General features: G+C 52.3%; 15 protein-coding genes and 1 pseudogene. 8 read left to right on the top strand and 8 right to left on the bottom strand.

Translation table 11 applies throughout. The features are described 5' to 3' along the window. The first annotated feature begins 2 nt into the window (after positions 1-2). Positions 3-1,301, top strand: coding sequence for a chromosomal replication initiator protein DnaA (dnaA, locus tag ACKI61_RS13330; RefSeq protein WP_407458160.1), 1,299 nt, complete (start codon positions 3-5; stop codon positions 1,299-1,301). 103 nt (positions 1,302-1,404) lie between these two features. Here the strand turns inward: dnaA and ACKI61_RS13325 are convergent, their stop codons facing one another. From ACKI61_RS13325 to ACKI61_RS13315, 3 genes are all read right to left on the bottom strand, one after another. Next, positions 1,405-3,291, bottom strand: a complete 1,887-nt coding sequence (locus ACKI61_RS13325) for a hypothetical protein (protein ID WP_407458159.1) — start codon at positions 3,289-3,291, stop codon at positions 1,405-1,407. Between the two features lie 98 nt (positions 3,292-3,389). Continuing rightward, entirely contained in the window at positions 3,390-4,487 is a 1,098-nt protein-coding gene (locus ACKI61_RS13320; RefSeq protein WP_407458158.1) for a hypothetical protein, read from the bottom strand. A gap of 2 nt (positions 4,488-4,489) precedes the next feature. Then, positions 4,490-5,020 carry a peptidylprolyl isomerase gene (locus ACKI61_RS13315; protein WP_407458157.1) on the bottom strand — a complete coding sequence of 177 codons (531 nt, stop codon included), beginning with the start codon at positions 5,018-5,020 and terminating at the stop codon, positions 4,490-4,492. A 104-nt stretch (positions 5,021-5,124) separates the two neighbouring features. On the opposite strand from ACKI61_RS13315, the gene lepA reads away from it, so the two are divergent. Both lepA and ACKI61_RS13305 read left to right on the top strand, forming a co-directional pair. Beyond that, entirely contained in the window at positions 5,125-6,945 is a 1,821-nt protein-coding gene (gene lepA / locus ACKI61_RS13310) for a translation elongation factor 4 (protein WP_407458156.1), read from the top strand. Positions 6,946-7,015: 70 nt separating this feature from the next. Next, complete coding sequence (locus ACKI61_RS13305) at positions 7,016-8,113, top strand: S26 family signal peptidase (RefSeq protein ID WP_407458155.1); 1,098 nt, start codon at positions 7,016-7,018, stop codon at positions 8,111-8,113. A gap of 90 nt (positions 8,114-8,203) precedes the next feature. On the opposite strand, the gene ACKI61_RS13300 is transcribed toward ACKI61_RS13305, so the two are convergent. Further along, positions 8,204-9,448, bottom strand: coding sequence for a DUF1015 domain-containing protein (locus ACKI61_RS13300; protein WP_407458201.1), 1,245 nt, complete (start codon positions 9,446-9,448; stop codon positions 8,204-8,206). A 99-nt stretch (positions 9,449-9,547) separates the two neighbouring features. Then, positions 9,548-10,045: pseudogene (locus tag ACKI61_RS13295) on the bottom strand (DUF2062 domain-containing protein); the annotation flags it as partial. Between the two features lie 82 nt (positions 10,046-10,127). Here ACKI61_RS13295 and greA point away from each other — a divergent pair. Beyond that, positions 10,128-10,595 carry a transcription elongation factor GreA gene (greA, locus tag ACKI61_RS13290; RefSeq protein WP_407458154.1) on the top strand — a complete coding sequence of 156 codons (468 nt, stop codon included), beginning with the start codon at positions 10,128-10,130 and terminating at the stop codon, positions 10,593-10,595. A gap of 108 nt (positions 10,596-10,703) precedes the next feature. Further along, positions 10,704-11,507, top strand: coding sequence for a TatD family hydrolase (locus ACKI61_RS13285; RefSeq protein WP_407458153.1), 804 nt, complete (start codon positions 10,704-10,706; stop codon positions 11,505-11,507). Here the strand turns inward: ACKI61_RS13285 and ACKI61_RS13280 are convergent. Continuing rightward, a complete protein-coding gene (locus tag ACKI61_RS13280) occupies positions 11,504-13,300 on the bottom strand; it encodes an EAL domain-containing protein (protein WP_407458152.1) in 1,797 nt (598 codons plus the stop codon). The genes ACKI61_RS13285 and ACKI61_RS13280 overlap by 4 nt on opposite strands. A 348-nt stretch (positions 13,301-13,648) precedes the next feature. On the opposite strand from ACKI61_RS13280, the gene orn reads away from it, so the two are divergent. Genes orn through lgt form a run of 3 tightly spaced genes read left to right on the top strand, consistent with a single transcriptional unit; the run spans position 13,649 to position 16,453 of the window. Then, entirely contained in the window at positions 13,649-14,185 is a 537-nt protein-coding gene (orn, locus tag ACKI61_RS13275) for an oligoribonuclease (RefSeq protein ID WP_407458200.1), read from the top strand. A 14-nt stretch (positions 14,186-14,199) separates the two neighbouring features. Continuing rightward, positions 14,200-15,573, top strand: coding sequence for a penicillin-binding transpeptidase domain-containing protein (locus ACKI61_RS13270; RefSeq protein ID WP_407458151.1), 1,374 nt, complete (start codon positions 14,200-14,202; stop codon positions 15,571-15,573). Between the two features lies 1 nt (position 15,574). Next, complete coding sequence (gene lgt, locus ACKI61_RS13265) at positions 15,575-16,453, top strand: prolipoprotein diacylglyceryl transferase (protein ID WP_407458150.1); 879 nt, start codon at positions 15,575-15,577, stop codon at positions 16,451-16,453. On the opposite strand, the gene ACKI61_RS13260 is transcribed toward lgt, so the two are convergent. Beyond that, positions 16,428-17,756, bottom strand: coding sequence for a TldD/PmbA family protein (locus ACKI61_RS13260; protein WP_407458149.1), 1,329 nt, complete (start codon positions 17,754-17,756; stop codon positions 16,428-16,430). The two genes, lgt and ACKI61_RS13260, sit on opposite strands and share 26 nt — an antisense overlap. A gap of 155 nt (positions 17,757-17,911) precedes the next feature. Continuing rightward, entirely contained in the window at positions 17,912-18,151 is a 240-nt protein-coding gene (locus tag ACKI61_RS13255; protein WP_407458148.1) for a transcriptional regulator, read from the bottom strand. Positions 18,152-18,159 lie beyond the last annotated feature (8 nt).

Raw genomic sequence — 18,159 nt, 5'->3', positions numbered from 1 at the left:
GTTTGAATTATCTCCGTGGAATGCTTTCGGACACGGTCTATAAGACTTACTTTGCACAGACCAAGCTCTCTAGTCTTACCACAGGGCACGCCGTCATTTCCGTTCCTCCCGGACTGGATACTGCAGTCTATTCCGCCTACAAAGAACTCATCCGCCTCGCCTGGAAAGAAGTCACCCACGACGAATCGGCGATGGATTTCGAATTTCAGCAACAGGAAGCCGTTGTTCAGGCGGCTCCGACCAACAACAACTTCAAGGATTTCCTGAAGCCGAGCATCCCCCTGTCCGGTTCGTTCCGCTTCGAAAACTTCGTGCCCGGCGACAAGGCGCTCCTCGCATTCAACGCAGCCCTTGCCGTAGCACGCAATCCGGACGGCACGCAATACAACCCGCTGTTCATCTACGGTTCTTCGGGCCTTGGCAAGACACACCTTCTGCAGGCCATCGGAAACTACATCCTAGAAGAAGATCCGACCAAGCGCGTCTGCTACCTGACATCGGAAGACTTTACGCAGCAGTACCTCAAGTGCCTGCGCGAACAACGCATCACCGAGATGTCCGATTTCTACAAGAACGAAGTCGACATTCTGCTGATTGACGACATCCAGAACTGGACCGGCAAATACGAGACGCAGAACGAATTCTTCTTGATCTTCAACGCGCTGCACCAGGCAGGCAAGCAGATCGTGCTTACCTCCGATGCTCCCGCCGCCGAAGTGAAAAATCTTTCCGACCGCCTCGTGAGCCGCTTCGCCTGGGGCCTCACCGTGGACATTCAGCCGCCCGATGTCGAAACCCGCGAAGCAATCCTGCATAAGAAGGCGGAAGAACGCCAGCTCGAAATCAGCGACGAAGTGCTACACTACCTTGCCGAAAACATCGCAAGCAATGTGCGCTGCCTCGAAAGTGCCATCATCAAGCTCACGTTGCAGTCGAGCCTGATGCGCCATGATATAGACATGAGCATCGCCCAGAAGGTGGTCGCCGAAATCGCCCCGACACTGCGTCGTCGCGTAAGCCTCGACGCCGTACTGCACACCGTGTCGAGACACTACGAAGTTCCTGAATCCAAGCTCACCGAATCGGGTCGTGGCACCAAGGAAATTTCAAAGGCGCGCCAGGTCGCCATGTACCTGATGCGTGAATGCTCCCCCATCAGCTTACAGAGTATCGGCTCCCGCTTTGGCGGCAAGGACCATTCCACAGTCGTCCACGCCATCAAGAGCGTCAAGAAGGAAATGGAAACGGACCCGAGTTTTGCAAGACTGATCGAAAGCCTGAAGAACTCGATCCACGACTAAATATTGATTTTTCCATCGAATCTATAAATGCAAAAGCGCGGGTCCGAGAGACCCGCGTTTTGAACATTTCTTTGCTTTATACAGAATCGGCAAGGTTCAGAAACTACTTTTTCTTGGACTTCTTTTTCTTGGCGGCCTTTTCCTTCTTCTTTGCGGCAGCGGCTTTCTTCTTCTCAAGTTTTTCCTGACGGGCCTTTTCTTTTGCCTCGCGTTTCTTTTCGGCCTGTTCGGCCTTCTTGGCGGCGCGCTCAGCCTTTTCCGCTTCCTGCTCAGCCTTCTTTGCTTCTTCCAGGGCCTTCTGGGCTTCCTGAAGAGCCTTCTGCGCTTCAAGCTTGGCCTGCTCCGCCTTCTGAACTTCAATGGAGGCTTCCGAAGGTTGTTCTTCTACTTTCGCCCCCCTCTTTGATGCCTTCTTGGCGGCAAGGGCTTTCTTGCCCTTCTGAATAGCAAGAGCTTCTTCCTCTTCAGGAGTAAGTTTCGGCGCTAGGGAATCAGCTTCGGCCTTCTTTTTCGCCAAGTCGTCCTCGGCATCCTTCATCGCTTCTTCAGCACGAGCAATTTCCTTTTCCTTCTGGGCGATTTCAGCATCCATTGCAATCTTCTTGACTGCGGCAGAATCAAGGTCAGGGCAAGCGAGGTTCACATCGCCCTTCTGACCATTGGCGCATTCCATCTGACCCACGAACTTGCCCATCTTGTAGGTTCCCCACTGCTTCTTGGTCAAGCGTTCGGTGTAGCACACCGATTCGCCCGGCATCCACTGGTAGCAGGTGTCCCTGGTCGTCCAGAAGGTGATGAGACCGTTCGGAAGGCCCTTGTGGAAGACACCGCCAAAATCGCCGAAATCGACAAAGCCTTCGAGGCTGTTGGCGTTGAAGGTCAATGCAACAGGCTTCTTCTTGAACGGGTTGTAGACCATCATGCGACCATGCAGGGCGTTACGCTTGTAGGGAATTTCTGCCATCAAGAAATTCTTGTCGGAATACATGCGAACAGTCCCGTTCACGTAGCCCTGCGTATAGGGCACTTCCAGGAACTTGAAGTAGTACGTGCTGTCTCCACGACCGTAGATTCGCTGGTCCAGGACACTGGAACGGTAGAAGGTAGAAACCCCTTCGCGCATTCCCATTTTGTAATTGGACTTCCAAAGAACCGCACCCCACTCGGGGCCCTGCTTCTTCGGATAGGTCGGGTCGTTCATGTAGCCGATTTCTTCACCATAAACGAGGCCGTTCGCATCGACATGGCGAAGATTTTCCAGGTATCCGTTATTTGCAAAACCACTCAAGACACCCTTTTCAAGGCAGCGGATATCGCTGTAGTCCGTAAAGCGCCCCGTTCCACTCGGAACAAGCTTCTTGGGCATTCCCGAAAGGTGGAACAACGCCGGGTTGCGCCAGTCGTTTTCAGCGGATGCGTCGGGGCGGTTGTGAACATTGATAAAGCAGTTGATGGAATCGGCACGAGCCTTGTTCTTCTCGGCGTATTCGCCAAACGGGGTCTTACCGCCATCTTCAAAGACAAGCGCTACAGCACCTTCGTTGACACCGCCCTTCGCAAAGTCTGAAAGCATCGGGACAGACTGCTTGATGTGGTCCACGCACTGGGCCACGAAAAAGTCCTGCGAACAGGTCTGTCCTTGCGGGCAAGTCAAAAGACGCGGCTTGGGAACGTCCCATACCTTGACAATCTTTTTGCCCTCGTCATTGGCGCGCCAGCCAAAGCCACCTTTTTCACGAACCGTATAGCAGCCACAAACCTTGGCTTCATCGCGGATGGCGCCAATGCGACTGCGTTCCTTGGGGACAATGACCGAGGCTTCTTCTAGCCAGCAGTCCAAATATTCGAAATGGTTGACATCGTACATGCCAGGTGCATTTGCCGCATCGAGTGAATCGACCACGGCAATAGCATCTTCAAAGTCATCGGCGAATACAGCAGGGGCCAAAAGAGCCGCCACCACAACAAACTTCAATACAAACGATTTCATACGGGGTAAATCTATATTTATATGGAGTTTCTGTCTTGTAAAATAAATTTACAAGGGGGATATAATGAAAAACCGCTTGCAAAAGCAAGCGGTTCATCTTAATCGTCCATTTCGGCGAGATCTTCTTCGGCTGCCTTCAGGTCGTCGGCATCGGGCCCGATGATATCGTCATCTTCTTCATCAAGCGAGTCCCCATCCATGGCTCCCAGCTGGTATTCCACCTTGCGGGCCTCCTTGGATTGGCCAAGCTTGAGGATTGCGGCACATTCTTCGCAAAAACCCAAGTGTTTATCGACCCAGAATTCCGGCGAGACCAGGTTACGGTTGCATCGCGTACACATCTGTGTTGCGACTTCGCGTTCGAACATCTTGTTCTGCTCTTCGAGTTCCTTGAGAATGCGCTCGGTCAACTCTTCCTGCGTTTCTTCGGCGAGGGATGCCTTGTGGCGGAGAGCCGAAGTCGGCTTCATGTCGAGGTTCTTGACGTCGCTCGACATTTTCTTCTTGTTCGCACGGTCTTCGGATTCATCCACCTTCACGAACATGATGGTCTTGGAAAGTCTCTTGACTCCCTGAAGCAAGACTGCGTAGGCATAGTCGGGAACATTCTTCTTGCGGTCTGCCGTCTTTTCTTCGGTAACCGGCTCCACAGGAGCGGTCTGCACTTCGACCTTTTCAGTAACCTTGGCCTGTGCAGCGGGAGCATCCTTTGGAGTCTTAATCGCAGAAGCTTTCACATTCTTCGGTTCAGACTTCGGTTCGCTCTTGACAGAGGACTTCGCCTTTGCAGCCGGTTTCGCAGTCGGCTTTGCGGCAGACTTGACAGTATCCTTGGCCTTTGTCGCAGCCTTTTTTTCAGGAACAGCCTTTGAAGTCGTCTTCGCCGGAGCGGCCTTCTTCGCTGGAGCCTTTTTGGCAGGAGCAGCCTTTTTTACCGGGGAGGCCTTCTTCGCTGGAGCAGAGACCTTCTTCGCCGGGGCAGCCTTCTTCGCTGGAGCAGAAGCCTTCTTCGCCGGAGCGGCAGTCTTCTTCACGGGAGCAGCCTTTTTGGCAGGAACGGAGGACTTTGCGGCCGGTTTTGCAGCAGACTTCTTGGCAGGAGCCTTTGCAGCAGGCTTCGATGAGGGCTTTGCTACGCTCTTGGCAGGAGCCTTCTTAGACTTGGTATCCTTGGATGCGACTTTTTTGGAACTCATAGTTACTTCTTTTCCACAATAGTGATGTTTACAATCTTGTCATCTTGCTCGATGCGGCAAACCACATCGAAACCTTCAAGAACCTTACCAAACACGGTATGCTTACCGTCCAGGTGGTGCTGCGGGGTCTGGGTAATAAAGAACTGGGAGCCGCTCGTGTTGGGGCCACGATTGGCCATCGAAATCACACCTGCCTCATGTTTGAGCGAACTGAACTCGTCGTCGATGGTATAGCCTGGGCCACCCTTTCCGTTACCTTCGGGATCTCCTCCCTGGATCATAAACCCAGGAATCACGCGATGGAATGTGAGCCCTTTATAGAAGCCCTTGTCCGCAAGGTCTACAAAATTTGCAACCGTATTGGGAGCCGCCCTAAAGTCGAGATCCAGCACGATTTTACCTTCGTGTGTTTCAATTACGGCTTCGATGGACTTGATCCCTGAATAATCTTTTTCGAAGTGCTTACCTTCGGCACAGCCAAAATGGAATATACCCAGTATAAGCACAATGGCAAATACAACTCTTGAATTCATATTCATACTATCGTTAATATAGCTATTTTTGTCAAAGGAATCTTTTACTTTTTCTATATTTACCCCCGAAAAAAGAATCCACTTCACGACAAAACACCCCTTGTATGCCGCAAAACGACAATATCCGAAATTTCAGCATTATCGCCCACATTGACCACGGCAAATCTACGCTCGCCGACCGCATGATCGAACTGACCAAGACTGTTTCGAAAAACGAGATGACGAACCAGCTCCTGGACGACATGGACCTTGAACGCGAACGCGGCATTACCATCAAGGCACACGCCATCCGCATGGTGTACGAAAAAGACGGCAAGGAATACATCCTGAACATGATCGATACGCCGGGACACGTGGACTTCACCTACGAAGTCAGCCGCTCGCTCGCCGCTTGCGAAGGAGCCATTCTCGTGGTGGACGCCAGCCAGGGTATCGAAGCCCAGACACTTTCTAACCTCTACCTCGCTCTCGAAAACGACCTCGAAATCATTCCGGTGCTCAATAAGGTAGACCTTCCGGGCGCTCAGCCCGACCATGTGGCTCAGCTCGTAGGCGACCTTCTCGGTTACGACCCCGAAAAGATTCCTCGCATTTCGGCCAAGACCGGCCTGAACGTGGAGCAGGTGCTCGACAAGATTGTCGACGAAATTCCAGCCCCCAAGGGCGACACGGGCAACCCGCTCAAGGCACTGATTTTTGACTCCGTGTACGATTCCTACCGCGGCGTGATCAACTACATCCGCGTCGTGGAAGGTTCCATCCGTGCCGGCATGAAGATCAAGATGATGAAAACCGGCGCTGAATACATGGTGACCGAAGTCGGTACCTTCAGTATGCGTCGCGACCCGCGCAACGAACTCACCGAAGGCATGGTCGGCTACGTGCTCGCAAACGTCAAGACGATTAGCGACGTGAAAATCGGCGACACACTGACCGATTCCGCAAACCCCGCCACCGAGCCGCTTCCGGGCTACAAGGATATCTTGCCGATGATCTATTCCGGTATCTACCCCATCAACCCAGAAGACTACAAGGACTTGCGCGAAGCCCTGGAAAAACTCCGCCTGAACGACTCGGCATTGAGTTGGGAACCCGAAACCTCCGAGGCGCTCGGTTTCGGTTTCCGCACCGGCTTCCTCGGACTCTTGCACATGGAAATCGTGCAGGAACGCCTGGACCGCGAATTCAACGTAGACATCATCACGACCGTGCCGAACGTGGAATACCACGTGTACATGAGTGACGGCACGATGGTGAAAATCGAAAGCCCCTCGAAGCTCCCCGACGCCAGCCGCTACGACCACATCGAAGAACCTTACGTGAAGGCGCAAATCTTTACGCCCAAGGAATTCGTGGGTGCGCTCATGACGCTCTGCGAAGAAAAGCGCGGCGAATTCGAGACCATGGAATACCTCGACGAAGAGAAGGTGATTCTTAAGTACAACCTCCCCCTCGCCGAAATCATGTTCGACTTCTACGACCGTCTGAAGTCCGTGAGCCGCGGCTACGCAGGCCTCGACTACGCTCCGAGCGAATACCGCAGGAACAACCTCGTGAAGCTCGACATCCTGTTGAACGGCGACCCGGTGGACGCCTTCTCGGTGATTATCCACAAGGACAAGGCGCACACTTATGCAAACGCCATCTGCGTGAAGCTTAAGGACCTTATTCCACGCCAGCAGTTCGACGTGGCCATCCAGGGCGCCATCGGCGGCAAGATCATTAGCCGTTCTACGGTGAAGGCCGTGCGTAAAGACGTGCTTGCCAAGTGCTACGGCGGCGACATTACCCGTAAGCGTAAGCTCCTTGAAAAGCAGAAGGAAGGTAAGAAGCGCATGAAGAGCATCGGCTCTGTCGAAGTGCCGCAGAAGGCGTTCCTCGCCGTGCTTTCGCTCTCCGACAACTCCACCAGCAACGGGGACTAAACATTTCATGTCGGGACTTTCACGAAAAGTAAAGAGACTCCAACGGCGGAATTCACAAAGCCACATCTTTTTGCTGTTCCTTCTGCTCCTGACCGTGCTTGCGATTTCTCTAGTAGCACGAATCTACGCCCTTGCTCCGGTAAAAGTGATGGACACCTCGATGGTCCCAAAATTCAAGGAACGATCTATCCACTGGATGTGCAAACTCCCTCAATGCATTGCCAAAATCAAGGACAAAGACATCGTGTGGGTATCGCTCAAGAGTGGCGAAACCATGCTCCGCAATGTGCTTGCCATGCCGGGCGACACCATCGAGATTACGGACAAGGGACGTGTCCGCACACCGCACCGAAGCTTCAAGTGGAATGGTGAAGACGCTTTTATTCAGAGCAAGACCATCTATGTTCCCAAGGCCGGCGATACCCTCTATTTCGACCAACTGAACGAAGTCGAACAGGACTATGCTCTCGCCTACCTGCATACGCACGGGCAAAAGGTCGCCGTCAAGTCGAGCCTCTGGCAAGGAGACCGTGAAATCAACATCGATAGGGTCGGCGCCACCAAAATCGCAAACCGCCAAGTGAGCCTCAAGGAAATTGATTTTCTCCCATGGCAGGACCGCTACCTAATTGAACTGCAGATACGCCAAAGTGAACCCGGAAACGACCAGATTAAGATCAAGCGGCAGCTGTTCACTCTCAAGCCCAAAAGGGTCGAACATTCTCCCCCACCAACGCAGACAGATTCGTCCTTAGCATCTGCGGATTCTGCTGCAACAGACTCCATGGAAACTTCCCCCGATAATTCAACGCAGACCAAAGTAGCCGAAACAGAAGAAAAAGAAGAGGATGTTCTCGACGAACCAATGAACAAAATCGTCATCGAAGAAGATTGCTATTTCTTGGCCTGTTCAAAAGGTTCGAGCTGTCCCGATTCCCGTGAACTGGGATACTTTACCAAGAAAGACTTCATTGGACGCTACCTCGAAAGCCCAGACCGTTTCATGAACCGAATCGCCGTTCCGATGAAGTACTATGGTAAGAAAGCCTTCGATTACGCAATGTCACTACTATTCCCCGAAGAAGTCCCCGAAGCTAACGGCGAGAATAAAAACGATGAAGGGAATGCCGAAGACATCAAGAGCGACATAAACGCCGATTCGAAATAAGACATCTCCTGAACACAAACAGAAAGCGCCTCACCGAAGTGAAGCGCCTTTAATTTTTGACAGCTGAAAACTAGCCCATTCAGTCGCCTCTTAGTCCAAGGAGTGAACCAAGAGACCGTCGCGGAGCTTGGGTTCAAACCAGGTGCTCTTGGGCGGCATGATTTCGCCAGCGTCGGCGATGTTCATCAGCTGATCCAGAGTCGTCGGATACATCGCGAAGGCGCAGGCGCATTCACCGCTGTCAACGCGCTTCACGAGTTCGCCGAGACCGCGGGTGCCACCGACGAAGTCGATGCGCTTTGACGTACGCGGGTCGTCGATATCGAAGAGCGGCTTCAAGATAAGCTTCTGGAGGAGAGCCACGTCCAAGCTATCGACTGGGCCCAGGTTCTTGAGGAACTGGGCCTTGAAGGTGCAAGCGTACCACTTGCCACCCATGTAGAAATTCACCTGATTCTGCTTGGCAGGGCTCTGCATCTTGTCGAGTTCAGCAATGTCGAACACCTTCTTCATTTCGTCCATGAGCTGTTCCGGAGTACGGCCGTTCAGGTCCTTGAGCACGCGGTTGTAGTCCAGAATCTTGAGCTGGGTGCTGGGGAACAGGATGGCAAGGTAACGGTTGTATTCTTCGTCACCGGTATTGTTCGGGTTCTGTTCGGCGCGGTAGCTAGCGGCGCGAGCACCGGCAGCACTGCGGTGGTGACCGTCGGCAATGTAGCTCACCGGAACGGCTTCGAAAGACTTGCGGATAGCTTCGATTTCGGCGTCATCGTCGATAATCCAAACCGTATGGCCGAATCCGTCGCCCTTGCTTACGAAGTCATACACGGGCTTACGCTTGGTCACGGCACCGAACACGTCGAACTGGCCCTGGTCGCGGTAAGTCAGGAACACCGGACCGGTGTTGGCGTTGGTGGCGAGCACATGGCGGAGTCTGTCTTCTTCCTTGTCGGCGCGGGTCAGTTCGTGCTTCTTGATAATGCCGTTAAAATAGTCGGCAGCGGGAACGCAGCAGACGAGGCCGTACTGTTCGCGACCGTTCATCGTCTGGCGGTAAACATAGAGGCAAGGCTTCTTGTCGTAAGCGATCACACCGTCCTCTATCATCTTGTCCAGGTTTTCGCGAGCATGCGCATAGACCTTCGGGTCATAGGCATCCACGGAATCAGGGAGTTCCAGTTCCGCACGAGTCACGCGCAGGTAGGAATGCGGGAGCCCTTCGGCCATGGCCTTTGCTTCGGCGCGGTTCATCACGTCATATGGGAGGGCAGAAATCGTTTCGGCTTCGGCCGGATTCACCGGGCGCAGCGCCTTGAACGGGTAAATGTGCATCATAGGGTGTTTTCCTTTGTGTGCTGCTTTAATTAAAGCTTCGTCTTCAGCAATCAAGCTCTGGATGTAGCTTGTCTTTGCATCCAGCCACTTTTTCTTGCGATAATTTACAATAAAATAGGCCAGGAAAAAGAAGATTGCACCGCCAATGGCAGCCACAATCGTAATTCCGACCATAAATGCCGCCAAATGCCCTGCGGCATCGTGCCACAAGTGCGAAATCACGGAAATGCAGTTCTTGAAAGAAAGACCCTCGAATTCCGAAAGGAAGTCGAAATTGATCTTTTCGGGGTTTAAAATTTTGCATCCGATAGCGTAACCCGTGGGGTAAAAGAATCCGAACTGGGTAAGAGGGTTAGCTATGAAAGAAGAAACAATCCCAGGCACCTTCGGAAGCCTGAACAAGGCGCAAAAGGCAACCGTCAAAATAATCGCGACACCAATCGTAGGCCAGATACCGATAAAAACGCCTGCAGCAACCGACCATGCCACCTTCAGGGCATCCTGCCTTTTCGGGAACATGCGGTTATAATAAATACGACTCAGTCTCTTGTACTTGGACTCGGACTTGTCGATACGCTTATGCTTAAAATGAATCATTGCGGGGGCAAATTTAGAAAAAGTTACATCGCTCCTGCAATACAATTATCTAAAAGAAGTGATAAATTCTACATTTACAGCGATGAAACACTTGATTTCTAAAGAAGGCTTTGAAAAGTTCAAGGCGGAATGGGAACACCTCAAATACGTGGAACGCCCCGCCATGATCAACCAGGTGCAGGCGGCTGCAGCCGAAGGTGACCGCAGCGAAAATGCGGCTTACACGTACGGACGCATGCGCGTGCGCGAAATCGACCGCAGGCTCCGCGAACTGGACCGCATTCTGGACGGCGCGCAGGTAGTGGAATCACAGGCAAGTGACGACGGGACCATCCGCTTTGGCGCCACAGTCAAGATGAAGGACGTCAAGACCAAGCGCGAACGCACCTACAGCATCGTAGGCGAAAAAGAAATTGACCCGTTGCAAGGCCGCATCAGCATGAAATCCCCCGTCGGTGAAGCCCTGATGGGCAAAAAACAGGGCGACCAGGTGCAAGTCCAAGCTCCCAAAGGCCTGATTACATACGAAATCGTGGAAGTCAAGTACTAGGTATGAGCGCGCTCCCTACGGTCGCTTTGAGCAATGAGGTCGCTTCGCTTTGAGTTATCACCTCAAACCCCATACCCCAAAGTGCCGTAGGCACGACCCCACACCTTTATGTTTATCGATACGCATTGTCATTTGGATTCTTACGAGCAACATGCAGGCGAAAGTTTTGACGCACTGCTTGCCCGTCTCGCCCACGACCCCGACGAAAACGTGCAAACTCCCGAGGCCTTTATTCACGTGGCATGCGACCCGGCTGACTTTGCCCGCGCCCAAGAACTTTCTGAAAAATACAGCAATGTCTACGCCGCCTACGGCATTCACCCGGAATATGTAGAAACGGAAACTGCCGAAGACGAAGCCCGCCTATTGGAATACCTGAAGCACCCCAAGTGTGTCGCCTGCGGCGAATTCGGGCTCGACTACCACTACGGTTCTGACACCAAGGCCGAACAGGTCAAGCTTTTCGAGCGCCACCTGGAACTCGGGCTCAAATCGGGCAAGCCACTGGTTTTGCACCTGCGCGAAGCCGACGACGACGCGCTTGCCGTATTGCGTAATGCCGACCTTCGCGGAAGTAAAATTCATGTACATTGCTTTACGGGTTCACCCAAGTTCTGTGCGCAATTGCTGGACTTGAAATACCACGGAGCAAGCATTTTCGTGGGCTTTACAGGAATCGTCACCTTCAAGAACGCCCAAAACGTGCGCGACGCGGCAGCGCTCGTGCCCATGGACCAGATGCTCCTGGAAACGGACTCCCCCTACATGGCACCGATTCCTTACCGCGGAAAGCCCTGCCACTCGGGCTACATTCCCTATATCGCACAGGCGCTCGCCCAGGTAAAGCAAATCCCCGTAGAACAACTCTACAGGGACTGTCGGGAAAATACGCGCCGCTGCTACGGCATCTAGGCAAGTACTTCAGCCGCTTTCTTCTTGGCGTAGTAATGCTGCGTCAGGTATTCCTGAGTTTCGTTCACCGAGAGCGGCTTGCTAAAGTAGAATCCCTGAATGAGGCGGCATCCTTCCGACCTTAGGAATTCGAGCTGCGCTTCGGTTTCCACGCCTTCTGCAATCAGATCAAGATTCAAGGACTTCGCAAGGCCAATGACCATGCGCGCAAAGGAAGCATCTTCTTCGTCGTCGACCACATGGTCCACGAAGGACTTGTCCATCTTCAGCGTGTGAATCGGGAAACGTTTCAGGTGCGAAAGGCTACTATATCCGGTGCCGAAGTCATCAATCGAGATCTGGATTCCCATGCCCGATAAAGCCCTCATCACCGCAATGGTCTTGTCCGCTTCGCAGACTGCCGTATATTCGGTAATTTCGAGCTTCAGGTTTTTGGGGTTCAGGCGAGTTTCGAGAAGGACCTGTTTAAGGTCATCGACCATGTTATCCAAAGCAAACTGCTTTGCCGAGAAATTCACCGCAACCTGCAAGTCGGTGAATCCCTGGTCGACCCACTTCTTCGCCTGCAGGCATGCCATCTTGAGAATCTGCGCTCCCATCGGGATGATGAGTCCGGTTTCTTCGGCGATGGGGATAAATTCCGCAGGAGAAATAAAGCCGTTTTCAGACTGGTTCCAACGGACGAGCGCTTCGAGCGCCACCACGCGGTTTCCCTTGGATATATCGATGATAGGCTGGTAGAAAAGTACAAATTCCTGAGCCTGAATCGCCTTGCGGATATCGAACTCCAGCTTGTAGAGCTTCATCGCCTTTTCGCGAATACCACCACTGAAGAACTGGATTCCTCCCTGATGCGCCCCCTTCTTCATTTCGCGAAGGCTGGACGTCACATTCGCCATGATGTCTTCGACACAGTCTACCTCACGGTTCAGGGCGACCGCCATCGAAACGCCTATGTAGAGTTCTCGGCCTTCCAGCTGGATTGGCAACTTAACCGCATTGTGAATTCGACGGACAATGGCCTTGACATCGCTGTCGTCGTCTGCCGACTGGATATCGTGCAACACAATGGCAAACACATCGGGACCAATACGCGCAATTGTATCGTTCGGGCGGCACTGAGACTTGATTCTATCGGCAACCACACGCAAAACCCGATCACCGACATTGATCGAATAGGAGGTATTGATTGCTCCAAAACGGTTGATGTCCAGGAGAGCTACGGCAAATAGGTAGTCTGGACGCTGCAGGGCCATGTCCACATCGACCTTGAGCTTTTCCAGGAAGAACTTGCGGTTATAAACACCCGTCAAGGCATCCTGATAGGCATAATAGTAGCTCTGCTTTTCCTGATCCTGCTTATCAGATGCATCGTTCAAAGCACCGATGATACGAATGGGCCGACCTTCGGCATTCAGCTGCACATGTCCCGAAAGGACGAGTCGAATGTCTTTCGATGGTCCACCCTGCAGCGTGACCTCGGTACTGAACTTGTCGCCAGAAGCCAGGGAGGCCGCCAGCACATCCTTGAAATTGAGCCAGTCGCTTTCGACGATGCGGGACTTGAGCAGTTCGAAAGTATCAGGAACCCCGCTCGAACTTGCCCGAAGAAGCTTAATGGCGCGCTGCGACCAGTAGACCTTTCCAGTCACCACATCAAATGTCCAAAAACCATTTGACGATATGTCGACCATCATCTGGAACAGTTCATCGCGTTCCATCAAATCCTTTTTGAAATCGCGAATTGGCAGCGCCACCGTCGCAGGAGGCGCAATTTCGACATCGTCACGCATGCGTTTTCTGTTCCCGATATTGGGAAACCTGTACAAAACCGCAACGACTACCAGGAAAAAATCCGCCAAAACATAGGGAATCGCCCAGAAAGTGTACTCTTTGTTAGAAAAAATTTCCGGAATAAACAACGCAAAAAAAACACTTGCCATTACCAGCAAGAATCGTAGTACTGCTTTTTCGTCAAATAATCTCATTTACCCATCCGTACAGAACCAATATATATTTTTTTTTACGATGGCTAAAAATGTTTTCTTGTTTTTTTGTTTTTTTTTAATCATAAAGATATTTTTGAAACTTTTTTACACGAAAATAATCAAACTTTCTAAATTTTCCTTGCTATGGCTAGAATTAAAAGCGCACCGAACCTTGTCTGGATGGACCTCGAAATGTCGGGACTCGAACCGGAAAGGGATGTCATCTTGGAAATCGCGACTATTGTGACCGACCCGAACCTGAATATCCTTGCCGAAGGCCCCGTTTTGGCAATTCACCAGACCGAAAACATCTTCGAAGGCATGGACGACTGGAACAAGCGTCACCACACCCAAAGCGGGCTCGTGGACCGTTGCCGAAAGTCGACGCTTTCGATGGCCGATGCAGACAAGATGACCCTCGACTTCATCAAACCATTCACCATTGAGCGCGGAAACGTCCTTTGTGGGAACTCCATTACGCAGGACAGGCGCTTTCTGTACAAGTACATGCCGCTTTTGACCGGCTGGCTGAACTACAGGAACATCGACGTGAGTTCCATCAAGGAACTGACCTTCCGCTGGTACCCGGACTTACCGGAATTCCAGAAGATGGAAAAGCACCAGGCCCTAGACGATATCCGCGAAAGCATTGCCGAGCTACAGTACTACCGCAAGACGATTTTTAAGTAAGCTATTCAGTTACGATGGATTTTAACAACTACCAACCGAGAAAAAGACTCCCCTACGCAGTCCGCATTCGCAACAGGATTATTGTTTTTGCAGTCTTTATGGGAATTTGCGCCCTGATGGGCACCTGCATCTTTGGAGAAAACGAGTCCGCAAAAGCGCCCCCAAAAGAGGACTCATCCACTGAAGCGGTAGATTCTACAGCCGCAAAAGCCTCTACAATGCAAGCAGAACCGTTTGCCCCCGAGACCGAAACGCCCCAAACGGGAATGTTTCCGAAAGCAGATTCCGAAGATATAGCAAACATGCAGGCAAGTGTTGCTGCCGCAGTCGCCCCCGCCGAGGTGCCGCCCGAAGCCGAAGTCATCGACAGTACACATATCAAGGCGCAAACCGACATGTTCCTTGCCGAAAAAATTGACAACCTGCTGCGCCGTTTCCGCCCCGAGCACGCCGTGATTCTCATGGTAGACCCCAAAAGCAACGAAATCATCGCCTGGGGTGAACGCCGCGACAACCATGTGCAAGAAAAGCCCGACTATTTCATCAAGAACACCTTCCCCGCGGCATCGCTTGCAAAGACCATTACGATTGCCGCCGCCATGGAGTCCAACCGCTACTCGCTCACGAGTGAAATTCCAATGATTGGGGCGAGCCACACGCTTTACAAAAACCAGTTGCGTATCAGGGAGAATTTCAAGGGACCCTTCATCCAGATGCAGGACGCCTACGCCAAGTCGTCGAACCCTCCCCTCGCCATCATCGGAATGAATGTGGGGGCCGACCGCCTGAAATCGGCCGCCAAGAAGCTCGGCTACAACATGAACTTCCCTGGAGGACTCCCCGGACGATCCACCTACGCTCCACCTGACACAGGCTACGGACTCGCCGAGGCAAGTTGCGGTTTCACCGAAGCGACGACACTTTCGCCACTCCTAGCCGCAGCCCAGGTCAGAGCCATCCTTACCAAGAAACCGCTTGAAATTCCCTGGGCTACAAACCTAGAAGGCTACGCCCCCAAGTCACGAATCGCACTTGACGTGGGAAAGTTCTCCGACAACACCTACTACGGACTCCGCGAAGCGATGATCCGCAGCGTGACAAACGGAACAGCACGCAAGAACATTTCGACCAAACACATGGCCCGCAAGAATTACGAAGCACTCGCTATCGGCGGAAAGACGGGATCTCTCGACGGACACGACCCGTATGGCCGCTACGAATGGTTCATGGGTTTTGCACAGTCCAAGGCCGACCCGAATTTGGCCGTGGTGTTGGTCATTATGCAAGTTCACGACTTGCAGGGCATGCGCTCGCAGCCGGCAACCCAAGTCGCCGGAATGTTGTTTAACTACTGGGCACACCAGAATCTCCCCAAAAAAGGAAAATAAAATGGAACTCTCTTGGTGGAACTTGATCCCGACCTACTTCGACGGTACCGCATTTACGCTGGGGAACTTCCCGGTCCGCTGGTACGGCATCATGTATATTTTCGCCTTTGTCACCGGCTACCTGACACTCATGCACGTGAACAAGAAAGAGAAACTAGGCTACACCAAGGACCAGTTCGACAGCCTGTTCACCTGGATTATCGCGGGCATCATCATCGGTGCGCGTCTCGGCTACGTATTCTTCTACAAGCCGGGCTACTATCTTGCAAACCCCACCGAAATCATACTGCCCATGACTCACGACGCACTTGGCTACCACTTTGCCGGAATCTCTGGCATGAGCTACCACGGTGGCATGATTCTCGGAACAATTTTCACCTACATAGGCCTGAAACGCAACAAGATGAAGGTTTGGGAAGGCCTGAACCTCTGCTTTATGCTCGCTCCGCTCGCCTACACCTGGGGCCGCTGGGGAAACTTCATTAACGGGGAACTCTTTGGCGAAGTCACCACGAGCGCCATTGGCATGTACTTCCCGCTCGCCCACGACAGTCCTATTGAGAACCCGATTCTGCACCATCCGAGCCAGCTTTACGAAATGTTGTTCGAAGGCGTAATCCTGTTTGCAGTTTTGTACAACTTAAGGCGCATCCCGCTGCTGCGCGACAAGATGCCTTGCCTGTACCTGATGGGCTACGGCTTCTTTAGATTCTTCATCGAATTTTTCCGCAGGCCCGACGCTCACCTTGGACGCGTGGATCTGTTCGGCATGAGCCGCGGACAGACGCTTTGCAGCGTCATGTTCCTGACAGGCTTAATCTGGCTAATTGTGCTGATTTACAGGCAGAAGAGGGCTAGCAACTTACCGCAAGCTCACTGATGGCGAGCGCAGGCACCTTCACGCCGGCGAACGGATTGTAGTATTCGTTGCCGACTCCGACCACATTCTGGATGATGTCGAAGTAGTTTCCAGACAAGGTGACTCCATCGACGGGGTGCTGAATCACGCCATTTTCGCACCAGAAACCGTGGGCTCCGATGCTGAGTTCGCCACTCACAGAACTGCAGCCGGAACCGCCTTCGAGACGCACTACCAAGAGACACTTGGGGAACAACTTTAATAAATCGGCCGTTGAGCATTCCCCAGCCGGCACAAGTATGTTCCAGAAAGCTGTAGACATCTTGGAACCGAAATCGCGGGCACCGTTGCCAGTTGTGGCGCGGCCTGCCTTGGCAGCGGTTTCCAAATTATAGAGAGCTTCGTTAAAGACACCATCCTTAACGACTTCTACTCGCCGAGTCAAGCAGCCTTCGGAGTCAAAGAAAATCTTGGTGCTAAAGGCTTCACCTGTTGGATCGCTCCAGAGAGAAAGCTTTTCAGAGGCAATTTTTTGGCCTTCTTTACCAGCCAGTCGCGATGTTCCTTTCTGCATGGACTCCGCGATGAACGGAGAGGCGTACATGCTCATGAATCGACCCGAAATACGTTCCGAGAACACGACCGGGATCTTGCCGCCTTTGATTTTTTTTGCACCGAAAAGTTCGGTTGCATAGTTTGCAGCCTTGTCGGCAATTTCGGCAACGGTGAACCGACTCCAGTCGCGCTCGCTTTTGACAAAGTTACCTAGCTTGCTGATACCATCACGCACAGCGACTGCGCCTGCACCCACCGAGACGGAGTTGCCCTTATCGGTATAGAAAAGGCCCTTGTGGTTTGCGACAATCGAAAAATCGCGATTCAAGTCTGCGCCCAAGTAAGGAATGTTCTTGATTTCGGCTGAACGAGCGAAGGTTTCCTTTTCAAGTTCGATACAAAAGTCCTTGAGGTCTGCCAAGGTAAGCGATTCCAGTCCTAGATTGTAATTGGGATTCCCTTCTGGAATCTTTGCCGGTGCAGGCAATTCAAAGTCGACCTTTTCGGTCCACTGCGTGTGACAAATGGCATCCTTGATGGTCTGCGCAATCGCTTCCTTTGTCAAGCGTTCCGTATGGGCATAACCCGGACGGCCGTCCTTAATCACGCGAATGCCAAGCCCTACGGAATCCGAAATTTCAGTATTCTGCACTTGGCCCTGAAAAACAGACAAGCCCTCGGAATGGGAATTCGAGGCAATCACATCAAACTGTTCCGCCTCGCCCTTCGCGAGGTCGCACATACAATTTACTGCTTCAATAATATTCATAATAAAGGTACGAGCTACGAGGTCGCTCGTTACACTCGCTTTGAGCATTGAGGATAAAAGCCAAAAAACATATAATTAATATATAAATTTAGCCACAACACTGATTTTGTAAGAAAATATTGTAACACATAAACCCCAAAGGGCGAAGCCCGACCTCAAGCCTCACACCTCTTTGCCTTACTAGCGAGCATGCGCCAGTAGGCAGCGGGGCTACCGGTCACAGATTCAAGCGATTCGGCCAGTTCGCGAGTAATTTCAACGGTTCCCGCAATCAGTCCCTCGAGCGTTTCCATCGAGACGCCGATGCGACGGGCGAATTCCGCCTTGTCCATCTTGAGCCATTCAATCCCTTCTAAAATCGCCTGCCCCGGAGTGGGTGTTCCATGTCTAGCCATAGTCAATT

Source organism: Fibrobacter sp., assembly GCF_045601785.1.
Lineage (GTDB): Bacteria > Fibrobacterota > Fibrobacteria > Fibrobacterales > Fibrobacteraceae > Fibrobacter.
This window is presented reverse-complemented; position numbering and strand designations above follow the sequence as displayed.